This is a genomic window from Caulobacter sp. GW821-FHT05F04, assembly GCF_059419665.1.
Map to the genome: position 1 here is coordinate 1 of NZ_JBWKSF010000002.1, position 20340 is coordinate 20340.

A 20340-nucleotide genomic window follows, 5' to 3' on the forward strand; every position below is an offset into this window, starting at 1 on the left:
GGGGTGGAGCAGCCCGGTAGCTCGTCAGGCTCATAACCTGAAGGTCACAGGTTCAAATCCTGTCCCCGCACCCAAGGGTCTTTCGTGAAACAGCCGCCTTCGGGCGGCTTTTTTCGTTTCTGGGCGCCGTCTCACTCAAGTTTCAGCTTCGCCGCGATCGCCGACCATGGCGTGAGCTTGAAGTTCTGGTGCTCGGGGGGCGAGATGTTGCGGCCGTCCTGGGCGACGAAGGCGCCGGTCTCCAGGCCCGCGCCGAGCGAGGCGCTGGTCACATCCAGGCCGTCGGTCTCCGAGATGCCGTCGACGCCGTTGTCGCCATTGGCGGTCACCGCGAAGCTGCCGACATAGGCGTTGTCGCCCTCGCGGCGGAATACGGCGTAGCTGTTATTGCCCTGGCTGGAGACGACCAGATAACCTTTGCCGCCGGCCTGGGCGTAGAGGCCGACGCCTTCGAGGTCGTCCTTCAAGGCCGGGTTGTCGGCCACCCTGATGACGGCTTTCCGGGTCTGGCCGGCCTTGGCGTCGGCGCCCAGCTTCCAGAGGGCGACGTCTTCCTCGGCGACGTAGAGCGCCCCGGTCTCGTCGTCGGTGACGCAGCCTTCGGTCTGGGTGGCGAACCTGAGGTCGCGCACGGCCTGGGCGGCGACCTTGCCGGCTGGGGTGGCGGTCAGCTTCCACTGGCGCACCAGGCCGTCGGGATCGCTGATGAAGACGAAGGTCCCGCCTCTGCGGTCGCGATACATGCACAGGCCATAGGGATCCGAGAGACCGGTGGCCTGGACGCCGTCGGCGACACTGGTCAGCAGTCGGGTCTCGGGATCGATCGTGTAGAGCGCGATGGCCTTGTGGGTCCGGTCGCTGGCCGCGACCAGGGTCACGGTCTTGCCGCCCAACTTGAAGCCGCCGTGCAGGTCGACATTGTTCATCTTGCCGTCGGCCAGATATTGCAGCCGCTTGCCCGACAGGTCGTAGACCAGCAGGCCGCCCTTCTTGTCGGTGGCGATGATCGCGCTTCGGGACGGATCGGTCGGGTGGACCCAGATCGCCGGATCGTCGGCGGCGTCGCCGTCATGGCCGACCGGCTCGGTCTCCATGGTCGCCTGGACGAGCGCTGTCTTGCCGGGCTCAACCGCCGGCGCATCCTGGCCGAGCGACAGGTTCAGCGCCGAGGCGATGTCCCGCCACGACAGGATCTTGCTGTTGGCGCCGGCTTTGCGGTCGTCGGCGATTAGCAGCGCGCCGGCCGGCAGGCCTGGGCCGACGGGCGCGCGAACGCCGAACAAGCCCGAAGGCCCCTCGATCGCCGCCGTCCCGTTCGCCTGGACCTTGAAGGCGCCGAGGAAGCGGTCGCCCGCGCTCCGGTCATAGACGTTGTAGTCGCCAGCGTCGGCATTGACCGCGACCAGATAATCCGCGCCCTTGCCGCCGTTGATCACCGCCAGGCCACCCACCTCGCCGGCGATGTGGCCCAGGCGATTGATGTCGACGATGACCGGAACCGGCTCGGCCTCGGGATCGGCGTCGTAGCGCCAGACGCCGACGGCCTTCTGGGCGACATAGAGCGCGCCGCTGGCGTCATCGGCGACGCAGAACTTGGCTTCCGACGACAGGCGCAGGGTGCGGACGACGCGACCGTCGACCCTGCCGTCGGCGGTAGGGTAGAGCAGCCACTGATCAAGCTGCCCTTCGCGCCCCATGGTGAACGCGTAGAGCGCGCCGTCGCGGACGCTGCGATGCAGGCAGAGGCCTTCGCCCGAATAGCCCAGCAGCAGCGGGCGGGCGTCGATCGCCGTGGTCTCGCCGCTGGCGTGATCGCGGCCGAACAGCCGCAGGCGGCCGGCCTGGCGGTCCAGCACGGCCAGCAGGGCGCGCAGGCCGCCGTCACGGGTGTCGACCGCATAGACCTCGCCGCCCGGGATGGCCGCGATGCGCTGGCCGTCCAGGCCATAGAGCTCGAGCCCGCCCAGCTTGGCCGAGGCGGCGATCACGCTGCGCGTCGGATCCTTCGGGTCGCGCAGCAGCGCCACGGCGTTGGCGCCGCCCTGGGCGGTTGGAGCCGTGGCGCCGATGACGCCGACGCCAGGAGAGGTCTGAGCCAGGGCCGGCGCCGCGGTCATCAGGGCCAGCAGGCTGGCGGTGAGTCTCAGACGGTTCATGGCTTGGGCCCCTCGTGCTCGGCGGCCTGTCGCCCCGACCCCCGTTTCGTCCGCATACCGCGCGTCGATGACAGCCGCGTGAGACGGGGAGCAAGATTGCCGCCGATTCGCCTCACCAGAACCGCTTGGCCTCCCGAAGCGTCTTCAGCGCCTCGCGGGCCGCGTCGACGAGGTCGTCCTCGTCGTCGGCGAGGGCCACGCGCGCGACGGCGCGGGCCTGGTCCGCGTCGCCCTGAGTGGCCGTCTCGACCAGGGTCTCGCGGACGTTGCGATCGTTGAGCGCGCCCAAGGTGTCCTGCACCGCCCGCGCGGCCTCCAGGAACCGCTCGACCCGATGAGGATGGTGCGGGAACAGCGGGGCGAGATCCTCGGCCGCGTAGCGCAGGGTCTTGCCCTTCAGCCGCAGGCGATGCCGCGCCCGGGCGTCGAGGTCGTCGAAGTGCTTGGCGCGGGTTCGGACCTGCTTGAAGCGATGATCCAGCACCCGCGCGGCGAAGGCGTCGGCGCGGCCGTCGCGCACCTCGGCCAGGTCCGGATCGCGCGTCCAGGCGCCGGTCTCGAGCCAGGCCGCGGCCTCCAGCAGCACCTCGCGCGCCCGGGCGCTGGCCACCGCGGCCTCCATGCGCAGATAGGCGCTGGCGCGGGCGGCGTTCAGCGCCCGTTCGAAGTCGTCGCGACCGGCGAAGCTGGCGCGGCGACCGCCTTCGTCCCAGACGTCGCCGATGAAGACGTCGAGGTCGCGCGCCGTGTCGAACTCGGCCGCCAGCCAGTGCAGGCCTTCGTCGAGCCTCTGGGCGGCGGCGTCCTGAGCCAGCGGCTTGAAGATCTTCAGCAGCGCCCGCAGCCGGCGGGTGGCGACGCGGGCCTGGTGCACGCCCTCCGGCTCCGGCCGCTCGCGCAGCGATTCCAGCGCCGAACAGAGATGGCCCAGATCCGCGTGGCCCAAGGCCTGCAGCGTCTCGCCGACGGTGGCGTGGTGGTCCAGCGCCGCGGCCTGCCGACGAGGCAAGCCGCCCTCGTCGCCGGCGGCCAGGCCGTAGCCGCGCTCGGCCTTGCTGACCAACGACAGCCGCAAGGGCGCGTGGCGGGCGACCTCGCGCGCCAGGTCGAACAAGGCGCTGGCCGGGCCGCTCTTCAGCTCCAGCTCCAGCTCGCAGACCGGGGCCTGACGACCGCCGGCGAGGAGCTCGCCCTGGTCGAGGGCCGCCTCGATCACCGCGTCGCCCACCTCGACCAGCCGTACGGTGCGCTGGACGCGGGTGGTGAACACCGGCGCCAGGGTCTGGCCGACCAGCATGGCCGCGGCCGGGGTGCGGGACAGGGCGTCGGGGTCGGGATCGGGGCCGGCGATCCTCTCTTCCCATTCGCCGCGCGAGAACACGCCGCCGGCCGAGGCCGATTTCAGGGTCTGCTTGCGGCCGCCCTCGCCATCGCGCACCCGCAGGCCGAAGCCCGCCTTGCGCAGCGCATGGCCGGGGGTGTCGAAATAGGTGGCGTCCAGCTGGCGCACCTCGCCCTCGCCCTTCAACTGGGCCAGGGCCTCCGGCGCCGCCTCGGGTGGGATCAGGAATTTCAGTTCGATCTCGCGATCCATGACCTGACCAACTCCCGCGCGGCCCTTCGGCTCCCCTAGCGCTATGCCGCCTCGCCGACGTCTTGCCAAGCGTCATGGAGCGGTTCAAACCTGCGCGCCATGAGTAAGATCAACGCTTCGCCCGTCTCCCCGCCGGCTCGCCACGACTGGACCCTCGCCGAGGTGGAGGCGCTGTTCGAACGGCCCTTCATGGAGTTGGTGTTCGACGCCGCGACCGTCCACCGCGCCCACTTCGATCCCTCCGAGATGCAGCTGTCGCAGCTGCTGTCGGTCAAGACCGGCGGCTGCGCCGAGAACTGCGGCTATTGCAGCCAGTCGGCCCACTTCAAGACCGGGCTCAAGGCCGAGAAGCTGATGGCCGCCGACGACGTGGTGGCCAAGGCCCGCGCCGCCCGCGACGGCGGCGCCCAGCGCTTTTGCATGGGCGCGGCCTGGCGCGAGCTGAAGGACCGCGACCTGCCCAAGCTGACCGAAATGATCGGCGAGGTGAAGGCGCTCGGCCTGGAGACCTGCGCCACCCTGGGCATGCTGACCGCCGACCAGGCCAAGGCCCTGAAGGACGCGGGCCTCGACTACTACAATCACAACCTCGACACCGGTCCGGACTACTACAAGGACGTCGTCACCACGCGCACCTATCAGGAGCGCCTCGACACCCTGGCCCACGTCCGCGACGCTGGCATGAGCACCTGCTGCGGCGGCATCGTCGGCATGGGCGAGCAGCGCCGCGACCGCGCCGGCCTGCTGCACCAGCTGGCCACCCTGCCGGCTCATCCCGACAGCCTGCCGATCAACGGCCTGGTGCCGGTCAGCGGCACGCCGCTCGGCGACAAGGTGCTGGCTGAGGGCAAGACCATCGACGCCATCGAGTTCGTCCGCACCATCGCCGTCGCCCGCATCGTCTGTCCCAAGTCGATGGTCCGCCTGTCGGCCGGCCGCGAGGGCATGAGCCGCGAACTGCAGGCCCTGTGCTTCCTGGCCGGCGCCAACTCGATCTTCGTCGGCGGCAAGCTGCTGACCACGCCGCTGCCGGGCCAGGACGAGGACAGCCAGCTGTTCCAGGACCTGGACCTGCGGCCGATGGGCGGCGCGGTGCGGGTCGAGGCGCATCACCACGATCACGAGATCGTCGCGGCGGAGTAGGGCGCGCGGGCACGGCTTGGCGGCTTCACGCGGCGCGGCCGCTGAAGGCGTATGGGGAGGCGACGGAGCGGCCGGGCGAACCCGGAGACCGTGGGGTTTGTGTGTTTCGGCTCGCTTGACCGCTCCGCCAGGCTGTTCTTGCCCGTGAGGATGGGGGGCGTGAGCGTCTTTCAGCTCGGGACCCCACTAGCCCCCGGACGGGCGCGGACCAAGTCGATCGGCTACATCCGTCTCGACCCCGACGATCCACGATAGGCGGCTTGTACGATCACCGCCCTGTCGCTCCGCTGTCGGCTTGAACCCCGGACGGCTCCGTCACCCGCGTGCGCTCCTAAAGAGTAAGCGACGTGGCGTGATAGCGCCGCTCGGGAGCCGCCAGCGGCCCCGCTCAACCTATCCCCGCCGCCGTTTTGGGCCGGATCCAAACGCCCTCCCCCGCGACGGGGACGCATTGAGTATCGCGGCGGATTCGACGCCGATGATCCAGGGGCGCGAAAAATCGACAAGTCATTGATTTCGTGGGGTTCGACGCCGCGAACGCCGGGGACAGAGCGCCCTCAATCCCCTCTCTCTTAGAGGGGGGTTATATACTTGACAAAGCAGACCTGACGGCTAGGTTAGCTGTCAGGAGCCGCCGCTATGAATCTGACCTCGCCGATCTTCCAAGACGCCGATAAAGCCCGTGAGCATCTCGAAGCGCTCCGCTGGCCGCAAGGTCCGATCTGCCCGCATTGCGGCGTGGTGGATGACGCTACCGGCCTCAAGGGCAAGGCTCACCGTCCCGGCCTCTATCAGTGCAACGCTTGCCGCGAGCAGTTCACGGTCACGGTCAAGACCGTGTTCGAGAAGTCAAAGATCCCGCTCAACAAGTGGCTGCTGGCGACCTACCTCATGTCGTCCAGCAAGAAGGGCGTTTCGGCTCACCAGATCGGCCGCACGCTCGGCGTGACCTACAAAACCGCTTGGTTCATGTGCCACCGCATCCGCGAGGCCATGACCGAACGTTACGCGCCCGCTCCGATGGGCGGCGAAGGCAAGATCGTCGAAGTCGACGAGACCGTCATCGGCGGCAAGGAGAAGAACAAGCGCCTCTCCAAGCGCAATCCGAAGAACATCGGCGCCGTGGGTAAGCAAATCTGCTTCTCCCTGGTCGAGCGCCAAGGCCGCGTTCGCTCGTTCCACGTCCCAGCCGTCAACGCCAAGACGCTGCGTCCGATTATCACCCAGCACGTTCGCCGCGAGACCGCGCTCATGACCGACGACGCGGGCCAATACCGTATCATCGGACCCGAGTACGCACGCTATGAGACGGTCAACCACGGTATCGAAGAGTACGTGCGCGGCGACGTGTACACGAACACGATTGAGGGCTTCTTCTCGATCCTTAAGCGCGGGATCAACGGCATCTATCACCACGTCTCGGAAGCGCACCTGTCGCGCTACCTGTCCGAGTTCGACTTCCGCTATTCGAATCGTTCGGCGCTAGGCGTGAATGACGCCATGCGTACCGACGAGGCTCTTCGCATGATCGGTGGTAAGCGCCTGACTTACAGGAGTTCTAATCAAGGCGCGTACACGTAAACAGAAGGCAAAACGCCTCCAACGCCTGCGCAAGTCGACTACGACGACTTAGGGGCTTTGGACGACGGAGCAGCCCGATTCTTTTTTTTGTGCGGGGTCGGCGGCGTATTCACCAATTTCAGCAGCGTTCGCTCGAACGCGGCTGCTGCTTCCTCTTTAGGTTCGCTGGTCATGGGAATTACGTTTAGCAGCCCCCGCCATCTCCTCGCTAGCGCAGACGATCACATTCAGGAAGTCACCCAGCGAATTTCGCGCATCCCATATGACGGGGAATGGGAGCGCGTCATCGATACGGATGCGGATACCGGCGAGCAGGTCCACAAGGTTAAATACCGAATTTCCATTCCGCCGCTCGTGTGCGTTCGCGCTTTCAACATCGTTACGGAATTGCGAGCCGCTCTCGATCACGCAGTTTACGCCGCCTCTGTCGCCACAGGTTCTCGAGCCAAATACACTCGTACGGCCTTCGCATTCGGCGATGATCCCGCCGCCTACATAGCCGAGATTGATAAGCGCTGCGCTCACGTCCCACCGGACATCAAAACGCTGCTTTACGGGCTCAATCCGTACCCAGGAGGGGATGAAACCCTCTGGCGACTCAACAAGCTGAGGAACGTCAAAGACCACAGGCGTTTGCTTGTGCCACTGGTCTCGATTGCCGCTTTGAAGCTGAATGGGTCGATTGCGGCTGGTCCAGTCGGAGGGCGGATCGCCTTCAATCTCAAAGCTCCGGCAAATGACGAGATCACAATCATACGCCTGCCGGCCGGAGCGACAGCGGATTACAATTTGGAGCTCGCCATTAGAGTAGCGTTTGGCGATCCCGAAGAGCTCGCAGGAACGCCCGTCGTAGACTTTCTCATCATGGCGCGGAGCGCCGTTCTCAAGATCATCGAGTTTTTGGAAACGGAGACGGCCCTCCTCCTCAGAAGGCGAGCCACCTAGAGAGAAAGGCCCCCCGCTCGAATCATCGGCCGTTTCGGCTTGCTTTGCCAAGTATATAACTCCCCTCTTAGAGAGAGGGAGAGGCCCATCGCGCCGCGATGGGAGGGTGAGTGGTTACACCCGGGGCCGGCGTGCCGGCACATCGCTCGCAGCGGAGCCAAGATCGTCCACGGGTTTCGCCTACCCACTCACCCTCCCACGCCTGCGGCGCGGGCCCCTCCCTCTCTTCATGAGAGAGGGTTTTCGATGCGCGACCTCTTCCCGTCCAAGACGCCTTCCGCCCCGGAAGAGCGCCCCCCTTACATCTCACGGCGAGACGATCGCAGGGCTGTCCAGGTCACTCAAGGCCGACGCTCCGCGTCGCCGCGCGCGGTCGCCGGAGGCGAGCCTTGACTGACCTGATCAGCCCTGCACGCTGCAGCCTCCAAGAGATCTAAGGATCGCCCCGACCAAGGCCGGCTTTCGACCGATTGTGTTGAAAAAGTCCGCCGGGCTTAGCGGACGAGGCGTATCTGTGCGTGAACGCTCACGCCGCAGATTGAACCGTTCAGAAAACTGGATCGACCGGCATTATTCGTGCTGAAAATGAGCCTGTGAAATCGTGGGATCGACTTTTCAACACAATCGACCCTTAGCTGACGCCATAGTGGTCCGCTTCGGGACGGGAAGCCCCGAGCCGCAGTTAGTGCCCGCGAATGGCCGCCCGCGACTCATCGCGGTTTAGGGCTGCAGTTCATCAGCCTCGCCCGCCCGATTACAGTTTAGGCCCGCCGTCTCTGACGACGGGCCCGGCGGACGAATTCAGTCGCAAGTGCCGAACACAGAGTCCTCGGAATAGCCGGACCGCTGTCCGAACGACCTCACAGTCCCGTCGCAATAGTAGCGATCCCATCCCACTTCTACTCGCTCCCCAGTCGAGGGAGAATGCTCCGGTGACGCCTCATATAGATACTCATAGTAGATCGTCTCCCGGTAAAAACGGGGAAGCGCGGTCGAAACCGCGGGGATAGAGGAAATGGCCAGAGCGACTATCAGCGAGGCTCGAACGAAGCGCTTCATACGTAGTCTCCTCAACGGGCGGAAGTGCCCCGCCTGAAACTCACCATAGGTTGTGTGCTTTTGCAAATGCGGGGTTGATCTCTTGCGGTTAAGTCGCTTGCGCTGGCGGCCTACGCGCGATCGAGTGTTTCCGAGCTAGGCCGCCACGCCGGCGGCGGCTTTCCACCGAGGCTGTGTGAAAACACCCGCGCTGAAAATTTTGCGGGCATTTTCTTTCGCCTATGGATGAGTTTCCATCCGATCTCGAAAGGCTCAACCCGTTTGGGCTAAACAGCAGAATATTTTCTACTGAGAAATGCCCGCTCCGACGTTTTTACACAGCCTCCACCCTTAGCGGTCATCCCGAACGCCCGCCTCACGGCAGGCCCCGCGCCCCCTACCGCTCCTCGTCGAACCGGTTCGCCACCAGTTCGCACAGCGCTTCCACCGCCGGCCCGGCCTCGGGGCCTTCCGCGCTGATGTCGATGGTCGAGCCGATGCCGGCGGCCAGCATCATCAGGCCCATGATGGACCGGGCGTCGACGGACGCGCCGTCGCGGCTGACGGTCACCTCGGCGTCGAAGCCGGACGCCATCTTCACGAACTTGGCCGAGGCGCGGGCGTGCAGGCCGCGCTCATTGACGATCTCGACCGTTCTTGACGTCATTCCCTACTTTTCCCCCGCGAGCACGTAGGAGGCCACGGAGATATACTTGCGTCCAGCCTCTTGGGCGTGGGCGACGCAGGCCTGCAGGGTCTCGCGCTGGCGCACGCTGGCCAGCTTGATCAGCATGGGCAGGTTCAGGCCGGCGATGACCTCGGCCTTGGTCTGCTCCATGACCGAGATGGCCAGGTTGCTGGGCGTGCCGCCGAACATGTCGGTCAGCAGGATGACGCCGTCGCCATCGGTGTCGACCTCGGCGCAGGCCTTCAGAATGTCGGAACGGCGGCGTTCCATGTCGTCTTCGGGGCCGATGCAGATCGCCTTCACGGCGGCCTGCGGCCCGACCACATGCTCCATGGCGGAGATGAACTCTTCCGCCAGACGCCCGTGCGTCACGATCACGAGCCCGATCATGCCTTGTATCTCAACAGGGATCCCCATTCCCGTGGCGACCGGGAGAGCGTCGCGCGGGCGGCCTTGATACGCTCGTTAGGAGGCGACTCCAAGAGACTGCATCATGCGTCTTATTTTCGCCGGGGCGGCGGGTTCTCGCGGCCACAGGTCGAAAACGGGAACGGAAACGCCCGTGATCGTCTCGGTGCGCGGATCGGGCAGGCGCTCGACGGCGGCGGGGTCGGCGACGCAGCGGATGACCAGCGCCACTTCGCAGAAGGGCAGGGCGCCGGCGTCGAGCACGCCCAGGCCCCGCACCTCGATGAGGCCCGCCAGGGTTTCCGGCGCCTTGCCGTAGAGGCGCCCGTTGGCGGTGAAGACCACGACCCGGTCGTCGGCGACCAGCCGGAAGCCGGCGTCGAGGGCGCGCAAGGCCAGGTCGCTCTTGCCGACGCCCGACGGCCCCTCGATCAGGGCGCCGCGCCACAGGCCGCCCTGGCGCCGGGCGATCAGGCCGGCGTGACGGATCTCGGACGGCGCGCCCGGCGGGGTCTCCGGCCGAATCACTCCCGGACTTCCGGCAGCTCGACCACGAAACGGGCGCCGATCACCGCCCCGGCTTCGTCCTTGCGGTTCTCGGCGTGGATCTGGCCGCCGTGCGCCTCGACGATCTGACGGGCGATCGACAGGCCCAGGCCCGAATTGCCGCCGAACGCCCGGCCCTTGGGGCGTGAGGTGTAGAAGCGCTCGAAGATGGTCTCCAGATTGTCGGGCGGCATGCCGGGGCCGTCGTCGTCGACGATCACGGCCACGGTCGACTTGCCGCGCGGCCGGATCAGGGAGATCCGCACCTCGCCGTCGTCCGGGCTGAACGAGCGGGCGTTGTCGATCAGGTTGCGGAACACTTGGCCGATCGGCGTTTCGCGGGCCAGCACCAGGATCGGGCGGGAGAGGTCGGCCTCGAACCGCACCCGCACGCTGCCCGGCGCCGGGCCGGCGCGCAGCTGGGTCTCGTACAGGCTGGCGACCTCGGCCAGCAGCTTGGACAGGTCGATCGCCTTGGGATGCTCGCGCGACAGCTCCGCGTCCAGGCGCGAGGCGTTGGAGATGTCGGTGACCAGGCGGTCCAGGCGGTTGACGTCGTTCTGCAGGATGGCCAGCAGCCGCGCCCGGGCGGCGGGGTCGGTGACCAGGTCCAGGGTCTCGATGGCCGAGCGGATCGAGGTCAGGGGGTTCTTGATCTCGTGGGCCACGTCGGCGGCGAAGCGCTCGATGGCGTCCATACGCTCGGACAGCGAGTGGGTCATGTCCTCCAGCGAGCGCGACAGGTCGCCCAGTTCGTCGCGGCGCTCGGACAGGTCGGGCAGGGAGATGGCGCGCGCGCCTTGCAGGCGCACATGGTCGGCGGCCCGGGCCAGGCGCAGCACCGGCACGGCGATCAGGCGGTGCAGCATCACGCTGGACATCACGATCGCGACCATGGCCACGATGATGAACGGCAGCAGGGCCTTGCGCTCGGCCGAGATGATCTCGTCGACGTCGCCGGCCTCCAGGGTCAGGACCCCCAGCACGGCGCGGACATGCTGGATCGGGATCGACACCGACACCACCCGCTCGCCGTCCTCGGCCACGCGGGTCCCGGCCACCGGCCGGCCCTTCATGGCCTGGGTGATCTCGTTGGCCAGCGCCTTGCGGGCCTTCTCCGCGCGGGCCTGGGCGGCGGGGGTCAGGTGCGGCGGCGCGTCCTTGTCGCCCGGCTTGCGAGCGGGCGGCAGCACCTTCCAGTCGACGCGGTCGGCGACCACGAACGAGTCGGCCAGCGTCTTGCCGTGGGCGTCGAACAGCCGGGCCCGCTGGTTGCGCGGGATGAACAGCACCTGCAGCAGCTGGCTGGCGACATAGGGGTCGAGCGCCGGCTCGGGTTCGCCGACCGTGGCGGTCTGGTCGATGACGTTGGCGATCAGCTCGCCCTGGGTGGTCAGGCTGTCGATGCGGGCGGCGATCAGGCCGCTGCGCAGTTCGTTCAGCACCAGGGCCCCGACGACGACAATCGCCAGGGCCAGCACGTTCAGGACGATGATCAGCCGGCCGAGCCTGGACCCGCGCGGCCAGACGAAGCGTCGCCTGGCCTTGGGGGCCTCGAGGCTCTCGGCCTCAGGACTCGCGGTAACGGTAGCCAACGCCGTACAGGGTCTCGATGGAGTCGAACTCGGGATCGACCTGACGGAACTTCTTGCGCATGCGCTTGATGTGGCTGTCGATCGTGCGGTCGTCGACATAGACCTGATCGTCGTAGGCGGCGTCCATCAGGTTGTCGCGGCTCTTCACGAAGCCCGGGCGCTGGGCCAGGGCCTGCAGCAGCAGGAATTCGGTGACGGTCAGGCGCACCGGCCGGCCGTCCCACAGGCTGTCGTGGCGGGCCGGATCGAGGGTCAGCTTGCCGCGCTTCATGACCTTGGAGCCCGCCGCCGCCGCGGCCGAGCCGGCCATCGGCGCCAGGTCCTCGTCGTCCGGACGGGCGCGGCGCAGCACGGCCTTGACCCGCTCCAGCAGCAGGCGCTGGCTGAACGGCTTGTGCATGTAGTCGTCGGCGCCGAGGTTGAAGCCGAGGATCTCGTCGATCTCGTCATCCTTCGAGGTCAGCATGATCACCGGGATCTCGGACGTCTGGCGCAGGCGCCGCAGCACCTCCATGCCGTCCATGCGCGGCATCTTGACGTCGAGAATGACAAGATCGGGCGGGCTGGCCTCGACGGCCTCGAGACCCGAGGCTCCGTCGTAATAGGCCTTCACCGCGTGACCGTGGCTTTCCAGGGCCAGCGAGACCGATGCGACGATGTTCTCGTCGTCGTCAATGAGCGTAATGGCGGCCATCTGATCGTTCTTGTCCTTAGCCTTATCTTGCTTCGGCCGATCCTATCGGTCGAACGTCCTGGCTTCAACGCGTGGCGCGGTAAAGCTTTCCCTGCTTCTTCCTGGCCTTTGCGGCTCCAGAAAGGCGCGATTGCGGCGCTGGCGGCCGTCGGGCGCGGGTTCCCTCAACCTCACCTTAAGGTCTGAAAGCCCATAGTGAGGCCTCCTGAAGCGGGGCGGGCATGAGCCAAGTCCATTACGAGTTGTTTGTCCGGCGGAAAGTCGGGGCCCAGTGGACGCTGGAGATCGCCTCGGAGAACCGTGCGCACGCGCTGCAGGTCGCCGAGGACGTGCTGGTCCAGAACCGCGCCGTCGCCGTGCGCGTCAGCAAGGAAACGCTCGACGAGGCCACCGGCGAATACAAGTCGATCGCCATCTTCACCAAGGGGCTGGTCGACGGCGGCAAGCCCAAGAAGGAGGTCGAGGACCGCGACCCCCTCTGCGTGCAGCCGGCCGACCTCTACACCGCCCACGCCCGCGACCGCATCGGCCGCCTGCTGGAAGGCTGGCTGGCCCGGCACAAGGCCACGCCGTTCGAACTGCTCCACCGCCCCGATCTCGTCGAGAAGCTCGAGGCGTCCGGCACCGACCTGCAGCACGCGCTGCAGAAGATCGCCATTCCGGAAGCCGAGGCGCGCGGCCAGTCCGTGCACGAGGTCATCCGCCACTTCCAGGGCCTGGTCGAGCGCACCGTCGCCAACCTGATGAAGGCCTTCAAGAAGGGAGCCCTGCCGGACCTCGACAAGGAAGGCTTCGCCAGGGCCGCCGAGCGCCTGGTCGCCGACCCGGACCGCGCCTTCCTGCTGGGGGCCGGCGTCGCCGCCTCGATCGCCCCGGCCGTCAGCTGGTCGGCCAAGATCGCCCGTCTGCTGGACCTGGCCGACGCCGCCCCGGAGGAGCCGCGCGCCCGCTTCGCGGCGCTGCAGGCCATCGAGCAGCCGCTGGCCGAGATCATCGGCTCGCGCGCCGGCATGGCCGACCTGCTGGACACCACCAACGAGGATCTGGGCGTCACCCTGGCGGCCATGACCCGGCTGACCGGCGGCGTCGCCGTCGAGGCCCTGATCAAGATCGAAGCCAGCGTCCGCGGCTGCATGCCGGAGCTGTCGGGCACGGCCCGGCGCCTGGGCGAATGGCTGGCCGGCGATAACTTCCCCTCCGTGCGCAAGGCCATCGCCGAACGCGTGCTGACCGAGCTGAACGGCGTTCGCCGCCTCAAGCCCACGGACGCCGAGGCCGAGATCGAATATCTGCGCGCCTTGGCCATGAGCCTGACGGCCGCCGCTGGCCGCATCCTCCAGGCCGAGGACATCCAGAACGCCTTCACGACCCGCTCCAAGACCCTGTTGAACGGCGACTTCATCGAGGCGCTGCTGGGTCGAGACCGTTCGGCCTATGAAGAGATCAAGATGCTGATCCGCCTGGCCGAGAACGTCATGGGCGCGGTCAACAAGCGCAACGCCGCCCGTTGGCTGAACGCCAATATCAGCGCCATGCGCTTCGAGAAGGAACTGCGCGCGGGGCCGGACTCGCCGGTCGCCAAGCTCGGCAACCTGGCCGGCCTCCAGCGCCAGCTGGTCCGCTCGGGCCTGGTGCGCGAGGACTTCGAGCCGCTGTGCGTCAAGCTGGGCGAGATCGGCGCGCTGATCGAGGCCGACTCGCGCCTGCTGACCATGCTGGTCCGCGCCCCCGCGCCGCTGCCGCACCGTCTGCAGCTGCTGGCCAAGCTGGCTCTCGGCGAGGCCGGTCCCACCGGCCCGGTCGCCGACAAGGCCCGGGTCGAGGCTCTGAAACTGGCCCGCGATCCGACCTCGCGCGAACAGCTCCAGGGCTCGCCGCAGACCATGGATCTGCTGAAGACCCTGCTGGGGCAGGCGGCTTAGGGGGCGCTTGCCACCGGAGCTAGCCGCCTCACCGCAGCACCGCGTCCGCGCTGACCAGCCGGACGTCGTGCATCTGGTTCAGATAGGCCTCGTAGTAACCCTTGTGCGACGCGCCGACGATGGCGAGCATCCGCATGCCCGGGTGCTGGCCCAGTACGTCGCGGATATTGCCGACCATGCGCAGGTTGCGGGTCTCCCAGTAGCCGAGATACCGCCGGCCGAAGCCCTGGGGCGACGGCTCGACGAACGCCGCGCCGAAGTCGCCCCTGAAGGCCATCAGCTGGGCGTTGGCGCTGTTGTAGGCCCGGTAGAGGTTCAGCACGCCGTCCGGCTTGTCGAGGTCGGCCTCCAGGCGCTGGCTTTCGGCCCGGCGGGCGTGGCTGACAGGGTTGTCCCAGGCCGCCCGGATCGCGGTCTCGAAGGCCTTGGATTCGGCCGGGTCGGGACTGTCGGGCGTGTCGGCCGAGTGGTCGTCGACGCTCCACACGCGCTCATGGCCCAGGCGCGCGGCCACCACCGCGGCGATCAGGGTGGACTCGTTGCGGCGGACCTTGAAGGACTCCAGATAGGCGGCCAGCTCGTCGTTCAGGCCGTCGCCGGCCCGGCGCTCGGCCTCCGGCAACCGCAGCCACTGCACTAGGGCCGAATTACGCTCGCCCGCCGCCATGAACACCGCCGCCAGGCGCCGGCGCTGAGCCGCGGTGGGCTGGGCCGGCCAGGTGGCCAGCAGGCGCTCGGCCTCCGCGTTGGCGGCGGGCGCGTCGAGGCCGACGGCCTGGCCCGCCTTGGTCGGATCGTAGCAATAGCTCTTCACCGTCTCGGCGTAGCGGGCTGGGTAGCGGCGCAGGGCGTCGCACTGCAGGCCCGACAGGTCCTCGGTGGCGATGCCGGTCGGCTTCCAGGCCGTCAGGCGGTCCACCAGCGGCGCCAGCAGCGCCATGTCGAAGGTCTTGGGCAGGCCCGACAGGTGCGCCGTGCCCAGCACCAGCACCTCGTTGGCCTTGCCGGCGGGCGGGCCCTTCAGCGTTTCGGGATGGAAGGTGGGCATATAGTCCTGCGCCTGGGCGGCGCCGGCGATGACCGCCAACGCCCCAACGCCGGCGACGAGAACACGAACGGTGCGAAACATGGAGGCCCCTCGGATAGCTGCTTAAGCTTAGGGGCCCGGAGGAGGGCGAACGGAGGCGCCTGTCTTTTATTTAATGATCGTCTCTCCGGTCACCCAGGTGAGCGGGGACACCTAAATCTTGTCATTCCGGCCGAAGCGAAGCGTAGAGCCGGGACCCAGGGGCGGCCGGCGCTGAGGTCACGCACCCCCTAGGTCCCGGACAGCGCCTAAGGCGCTTCCGGGATGACAAGCGAGGGTTACCCCAGGATCCCCGCCAGCGCGTCCACGACCCGCTCGACATCGCCGTCGGTCATGGTCGGATAGAGCGGCAGGGTCAGGCAGCGCGCGTACCAGGCGTCGGCCCCGGGCAGGTCGGCCAGACCCTGGCGGTTCACATAGTAGGGCTGACGGTGCACCGGGATGTAGTGGACCTGCGTGCCGATGCCGCCGGCCTTCAGGCTGTCGACGACCGTGCGGCGCGACAGGCCCTCGGCCTCGAAGTCGATCAGCACGGTCAGCAGGTGCAGGGCCGGGTTCGAATGGGCTGGGCTCGCGGCCAGACGCACGCGTGGGACGCGTTCGGCCAGCCGCTTGGCGTAGAGCGCGGTCAGTTCGCGCCGCCGGGCCACGAAGCGGTCCAGCTTGTTCAGCTGCGACAGGCCAAGCGCGCACAGCACGTCCGGGATGCGGTAGTTGAAGCCCAGCTCCGGCATTTCGTACCACCAGGGATCGCCGCCGGGCTCGCGGACCATGCCGTGCGAGCGCAGCAGCCGGACCTTGGCCGCCAGGGCCGCGTCGTTGGTGGTCAGCATGCCGCCCTCGCCGGTGGCGAGCGTCTTGACCGGATGGAACGAGAAGCTGGCGAAGCTGGAAAAGGCGCAGTCGCCGACCGGGTGGGCGGTTCCGCCGAAGGTTCCGACCGAACCCAGGGCGTGGGGCGCGTCCTCGACCAGCACCGCGCCGGAGGCGCTGGCCATGGCCTTCAGAGCCGGCAGGTCGCAGACGTCGCCGCGCAGATGGACGGGCAGCACCGCCTTGACCCGCTTGCCAGGCGCGCCGTTCAGGGCGCGGGCCAGGGTGTCCGGGGTCATCAGGCCGCTGTCGGGATCGACATCGGCGAACACCACCTCGGCTCCGACGTAGCGGGCGCAGTTGGCGGTGGCGAGAAAGGTGATCGACGGCGCCACGCAGACATCGCCCTCGCCGACGCCTAGGGCCATCATCGCCAGATGCAGGGTGGCCGTGCCGTTGGAGACGGCGATGGCGTGCTCGGCCCCGACCTTTTTCGCGAAGGCGGTCTCGAAGGCCTCGACCGTCGGGCCGGTGGTCAGGAAGTCGCCGCGGAGGGCCTGCGCGACGGCCGCGACGTCGTCGTCTTCGATCGTCTGCCGGCCGTAGGGGAGGAAGCCGCTCATCGCGCGGCCTTCTCCTCCAGCATGGCCAGCAGGCCCTGGGGCGTCAGCCAGTCCTGGTTGTTGTCGCTGCTGTATGAGAACTCCTCGGCCACGCGCCGGGCGCCGTCGGCTTCCGAATAGGGCGTGCGGCCGAACTCGGCGAAGTTGGGCTCGATGGCGTAGCGATCCTCGAACTCGACGGTGGCGCGGGCGTCGTCGGCGCTGATCATGATCTCGTGCAGCTTTTCGCCGGGACGGATGCCGACCACCTTCATGCCGGCGTCCGGCGACATGGCCTTGACCAGGTCGGGCATGGCCATGGACGGGATCTTCGGCACGAAGATCTCGCCGCCGCGCATCATGGTCAGGGACGACAGCACGAAGTCGACGCCCTCGTTCAAGGTGATCCAGAAGCGGGTCATGCGCGGGTCGGTGACCGGCAGTTCGGTCGCGCCCTGGCTCAGCAGGCGGCGATACAGCGGCACGACGCTGCCGCGCGACCCCACCACGTTTCCATAGCGAACAACCGCGAAGCGGGTGCCGATATCGCCCGACAGGTTGTTGGCGGCCACGAAGGTCTTGTCCGAGGCCAGCTTGGTCGCGCCATAGAGGTTGGTCGGATTACAGGCCTTGTCGGTCGACAGGGCCACGACTTGTTTGACGGCGTTGTTCAGGCTGGCCCAGACCACGTTCTCGGCGCCCATGATGTTGGTGTGGATGCACTCGGACGGATTGTATTCGGCCGCCGGCACCTGCTTCAGGGCCGCGGCGTGGATGACGATGTCGACGCCGCGCAGGGCCAGGGTCAGGCGCTCGCGGTCACGCACGTCGCCGAGGAAGAACCGCAGCTTGCCGTAGGTGGCCTCGTCGAACTGCTCGCGCATTTCGAGCTGCATGTCGCTCTGCTTCAATTCGTCGCGGGAATAGATGATCACCTTCCGCGGCGCGTAGCGGCGCAGGACGGTCTCGATGAAGCGCCGGCCGAACGAGCCGGTGCCGCCGGTGACCAGGATCACCTTGCCGTCCAGATCGAGGGATTTGGGGGAAAAACGGCCCAAGGACTGCCTCCTGCGACGTTCGTCCGCCCTAGAGGCGCCCAGAGCGGGCGTGGCGACGAATCGTGGTTAACGCCCCTGTGTGCGCTCGCAGGCGTAAAGAGGACGTCAACCCCGGTGCGGTAGCAAGGCGACATGCGCCGAAACCGCCTCCTTCCGATCGCCCTGATCGCCGCCCTCGCCGGCGGCTCCCTGGCCGCGCCGACGGTCGCCTTCGCCAGCGCTCATGGCAAGGAAGAGAAGAAGGCGCCGCCGACCTATTTCGCCCTGGATCCGATCAACGCGGTGGTCCTGCGCCGTGACGGCCGCCGGGGCGTGATGACCGTCGAGGCCGGCATCGAGGCCAAGGATCCCAAGCTGATGGAGCGCGCCCAGGCCTCGACGCCTCGCCTGCGGGCGGCTTTCGCCCAGGTGCTGATGGTCTATGCCGCCGGCCTGCGCGGCGGCGTCCCGCCGGACCTCGACTATGTGGCGCGCGAGCTGCAGAAGGCCTGCGACCAGGTGGTTGGCAAGCCCGGCGCCAAGGTCCTGCTGGGCTCGACCCTGCTCAGCTAGCTTTTGGTTTTTCTGCGGGCGCGGAAGAATCCCCGCAGCAGCTCGGCGCTCTCTTCGGCCAAAACACCGCCCGTCACCTCCGGCCGCCAGTGGCAGGTGGGTTGAGCGAAGAACTTCGGGCCATGGACCACGGCCCCGCCCTTGGGATCCTCGGCTCCGAACACCACCCGGCCGATCCGCGCGTGGCTGATCGCGCCGGCGCACATGGCGCAGGGCTCCAGGGTGACGACCAGGGTCAGGTCGGTCAGGCGGTAGTTCTCCAGCTTCGCCGCCGCCGCGCGCATCGCCGCGATCTCGGCGTGGGCCGTGGGGTCGTGGGCGGCGATCGGGCCATTGCCGGCCGTGGCGATGACCTCGCCGGTCCTCGGATCCAGGATCACCGCGCCGACCGGTGTCTCGCCGGCCTCGGCCGCCGCGCGGGCGGCGTCGAGGGCCAGGTGCATCATGCGCCGATCCTGCTCCAAGTCTTGATCGTCGGGGAGATCGGTGTGCATTACCTGAACCTGAAACAGCCCATCGAGAGATGCGCCCAGCCCGAGAAGGACGCCGAAAATGACCAAGCCACACGATCCCCTGTACGAGCCTGAACTCGACGGTCAAGACGGCGAGCTCGACGGCGGTCCTGGCGAACGCGTCGCCAAGGCGCTAGCGCGGGCCGGCGTGGCCTCGCGGCGCGAGGTCGAGCGGCTGATCGAGGCGGGTCGCGTGGCGATCAACGGCAAGGTGCTGACCACGCCCGCGGTCAAGGTCCAGCCCGGCGACTTCCTGACCGTCGACGGCCAGCTGGTGGCCGAGCGCGAGCCGACGCGGATCTTCCGCTACCACAAGCCCACCGGGCTGATGACCACCCACAACGACCCCAAGGGCCGGCCGACGGTGTTCCAGTCGCTGCCCAAGGAGCTGCCGCGCCTGATCTCGGTCGGACGCCTGGACCTGAACTCCGAAGGCCTGCTGCTGCTGACCAATGACGGCGAGCTGTCGCGCGCCCTGGAGACGCCCAGCAACGCCTGGGTCCGCCGCTACCGCGCCCGCGCCTTCGGCGACACCACCCAGGCCAAGCTGGACACGCTGAAGGACGGCATTACCGTCGAGGGCGTCAAGTACGGCTCGATCGAAGCCAAGATCGACAAGGCCCACGACAAGGCCGGCGGCGGCAAGAACATCTGGATCACGGTCAGCCTGTCGGAAGGCAAGAACCGAGAGGTCCGCAAGGTGCTGGAAGCCCTGGGCCTGAAGGTCAATCGCCTGATCCGCATGTCCTACGGCCCGTTCGCCCTGGGTCCGCTGGAAGCCGGCCAGATCGAGGAGGTCGGTCCCCGGGTGATCCGCGAGCTGATGGAAGGCATTGTCTCCGAAGAGAACATGCCGACGGGCGATCGTCCGAAGTTCAACGGTATCGCCAGCGCCGTGAAGGCCCCCGGCACGCCGGGCGGCGGCGACCTGCAGCGCCGGGGCGTTCCGCGCGCCGACCGGGCGGTGGTCCTCGACGCGCCGCAAAAGTCCGAGAAGCCGGTTTACAAGGCCGGCTGGGCCAAGCCGAAGAAGAAGGTCTCGCCCCACGCCCCGGCCAAGGGGGCCAGCAAGGGCATCGCCGCGCCCAAGGCCAAGCGCGCCCCCAAGTCGATGGAGAGCAAGTTCATCGACATCGGCAAACCCGCCGCGCGCGGCAAGCCGGCGGGCAAGTCGCTGGGCAAGCCAGTGGACGGCGCGGCGCGGCGTGTGTCGGAGAAGCCGGGCAGGGCGGCCCCGCGTCCGGGAGCGGCCAAGCCCTCGCGCGGTCCCGCCCCGCGCGGTGGTCCGCCTAAGCGCTGAGGAGCCGAGACCCTCGTCCTTCGACAAGCTCAGGATGAGGGTCTCTAGACCGACGTCGGCATTCGTCCTCACCCTGAGCTTGTCGAAGGGCGGGGACGCGGTTCGG

17 protein-coding genes and 1 pseudogene are annotated in these 20340 nt (G+C 67.9%); 7 read left to right on the plus strand and 11 right to left on the minus strand.

Annotated elements, in window-relative coordinates; genetic code table 11:
* Positions 1-131: 131 nt before the first annotated feature.
* Positions 132-2156 (minus strand): phytase, encoded by a 2025-nt coding sequence (locus AC07R7_RS04370; protein ID WP_494634285.1) that lies wholly within the window; start codon positions 2154-2156, stop codon positions 132-134.
* A 112-nt stretch (positions 2157-2268) separates the two neighbouring features.
* Positions 2269-3750 (minus strand): CYTH and CHAD domain-containing protein, encoded by a 1482-nt coding sequence (locus AC07R7_RS04375; protein WP_494634286.1) that lies wholly within the window; start codon positions 3748-3750, stop codon positions 2269-2271.
* A 99-nt stretch (positions 3751-3849) separates the two neighbouring features.
* Here AC07R7_RS04375 and bioB point away from each other — a divergent pair, with 99 nt between their 5' ends.
* The 3 genes from bioB (at position 3850) to AC07R7_RS04390 (ending at position 7419) form a co-directional block, all read left to right on the plus strand.
* Positions 3850-4893, plus strand: a complete 1044-nt coding sequence (gene bioB / locus AC07R7_RS04380; protein ID WP_494634287.1) for a biotin synthase BioB — start codon at positions 3850-3852, stop codon at positions 4891-4893.
* Between the two features lie 639 nt (positions 4894-5532).
* Positions 5533-6474, plus strand: a complete 942-nt coding sequence (locus tag AC07R7_RS04385) for an IS1595 family transposase (protein WP_494634288.1) — start codon at positions 5533-5535, stop codon at positions 6472-6474.
* Positions 6475-6531: 57 nt separating this feature from the next.
* Positions 6532-7419 (plus strand): hypothetical protein, encoded by an 888-nt coding sequence (locus tag AC07R7_RS04390; RefSeq protein ID WP_494634289.1) that lies wholly within the window; start codon positions 6532-6534, stop codon positions 7417-7419.
* Between the two features lie 1435 nt (positions 7420-8854).
* Here the strand turns inward: AC07R7_RS04390 and AC07R7_RS04395 are convergent.
* The 5 genes from AC07R7_RS04395 to chvI form a co-directional block, all read right to left on the minus strand.
* A complete protein-coding gene (locus tag AC07R7_RS04395; protein ID WP_492888257.1) occupies positions 8855-9124 on the minus strand; it encodes an HPr family phosphocarrier protein in 270 nt (89 codons plus the stop codon).
* 3 nt (positions 9125-9127) lie between these two features.
* The gene (locus tag AC07R7_RS04400) at positions 9128-9535 is read right to left on the minus strand and encodes a PTS sugar transporter subunit IIA (RefSeq protein ID WP_125154933.1); all 408 of its coding nucleotides are present in this window, start codon (positions 9533-9535) and stop codon (positions 9128-9130) included.
* A 75-nt stretch (positions 9536-9610) separates the two neighbouring features.
* Positions 9611-10042, minus strand: a complete 432-nt coding sequence (locus AC07R7_RS04405) for an HPr kinase/phosphorylase (RefSeq protein ID WP_494634844.1) — start codon at positions 10040-10042, stop codon at positions 9611-9613.
* Between the two features lie 35 nt (positions 10043-10077).
* On the minus strand, positions 10078-11694 hold the full coding sequence (gene chvG / locus AC07R7_RS04410; protein ID WP_492888256.1) for a two-component sensor histidine kinase ChvG: 1617 nt from the start codon (positions 11692-11694) through the stop codon (positions 10078-10080).
* Positions 11669-12388 (minus strand): two-component response regulator ChvI, encoded by a 720-nt coding sequence (chvI, locus tag AC07R7_RS04415; RefSeq protein WP_047412158.1) that lies wholly within the window; start codon positions 12386-12388, stop codon positions 11669-11671. Before chvI ends, chvG begins: the two co-directional genes overlap by 26 nt.
* 221 nt (positions 12389-12609) lie before the next feature.
* Here chvI and AC07R7_RS04420 point away from each other — a divergent pair, with 221 nt between their 5' ends.
* Positions 12610-14310: a hypothetical protein gene (locus AC07R7_RS04420; protein WP_492888255.1), complete on the plus strand. Its 1701-nt coding sequence runs from the start codon at positions 12610-12612 to the stop codon at positions 14308-14310.
* 28 nt (positions 14311-14338) lie between these two features.
* Here the strand turns inward: AC07R7_RS04420 and AC07R7_RS04425 are convergent, their stop codons facing one another.
* The 3 genes from AC07R7_RS04425 to pseB form a co-directional block, all read right to left on the minus strand.
* On the minus strand, positions 14339-15439 hold the full coding sequence (locus AC07R7_RS04425) for a DUF5694 domain-containing protein (RefSeq protein WP_494634290.1): 1101 nt from the start codon (positions 15437-15439) through the stop codon (positions 14339-14341).
* A gap of 236 nt (positions 15440-15675) precedes the next feature.
* Entirely contained in the window at positions 15676-16833 is a 1158-nt protein-coding gene (gene pseC, locus AC07R7_RS04430; RefSeq protein ID WP_494634291.1) for a UDP-4-amino-4,6-dideoxy-N-acetyl-beta-L-altrosamine transaminase, read from the minus strand.
* Positions 16830-17870: a UDP-N-acetylglucosamine 4,6-dehydratase (inverting) gene (gene pseB / locus AC07R7_RS04435; protein ID WP_492888252.1), complete on the minus strand. Its 1041-nt coding sequence runs from the start codon at positions 17868-17870 to the stop codon at positions 16830-16832. Before pseB ends, pseC begins: the two co-directional genes overlap by 4 nt.
* A 132-nt stretch (positions 17871-18002) precedes the next feature.
* Between pseB and AC07R7_RS04440 the strand changes: the two genes are divergently transcribed.
* Complete coding sequence (locus AC07R7_RS04440) at positions 18003-18422, plus strand: hypothetical protein (protein WP_492888251.1); 420 nt, start codon at positions 18003-18005, stop codon at positions 18420-18422.
* Here AC07R7_RS04440 and tadA read toward each other — a convergent pair.
* A complete protein-coding gene (tadA, locus tag AC07R7_RS04445) occupies positions 18419-18916 on the minus strand; it encodes a tRNA adenosine(34) deaminase TadA (RefSeq protein WP_494634292.1) in 498 nt (165 codons plus the stop codon). The two genes, AC07R7_RS04440 and tadA, sit on opposite strands and share 4 nt — an antisense overlap.
* A gap of 58 nt (positions 18917-18974) precedes the next feature.
* On the opposite strand from tadA, the gene AC07R7_RS04450 reads away from it, so the two are divergent.
* Complete coding sequence (locus AC07R7_RS04450) at positions 18975-20234, plus strand: pseudouridine synthase (protein WP_494634293.1); 1260 nt, start codon at positions 18975-18977, stop codon at positions 20232-20234.
* Between the two features lie 6 nt (positions 20235-20240).
* A pseudogene (locus AC07R7_RS04455) lies at positions 20241-20333 on the plus strand (hypothetical protein); the annotation flags it as partial.
* Positions 20334-20340 lie beyond the last annotated feature (7 nt).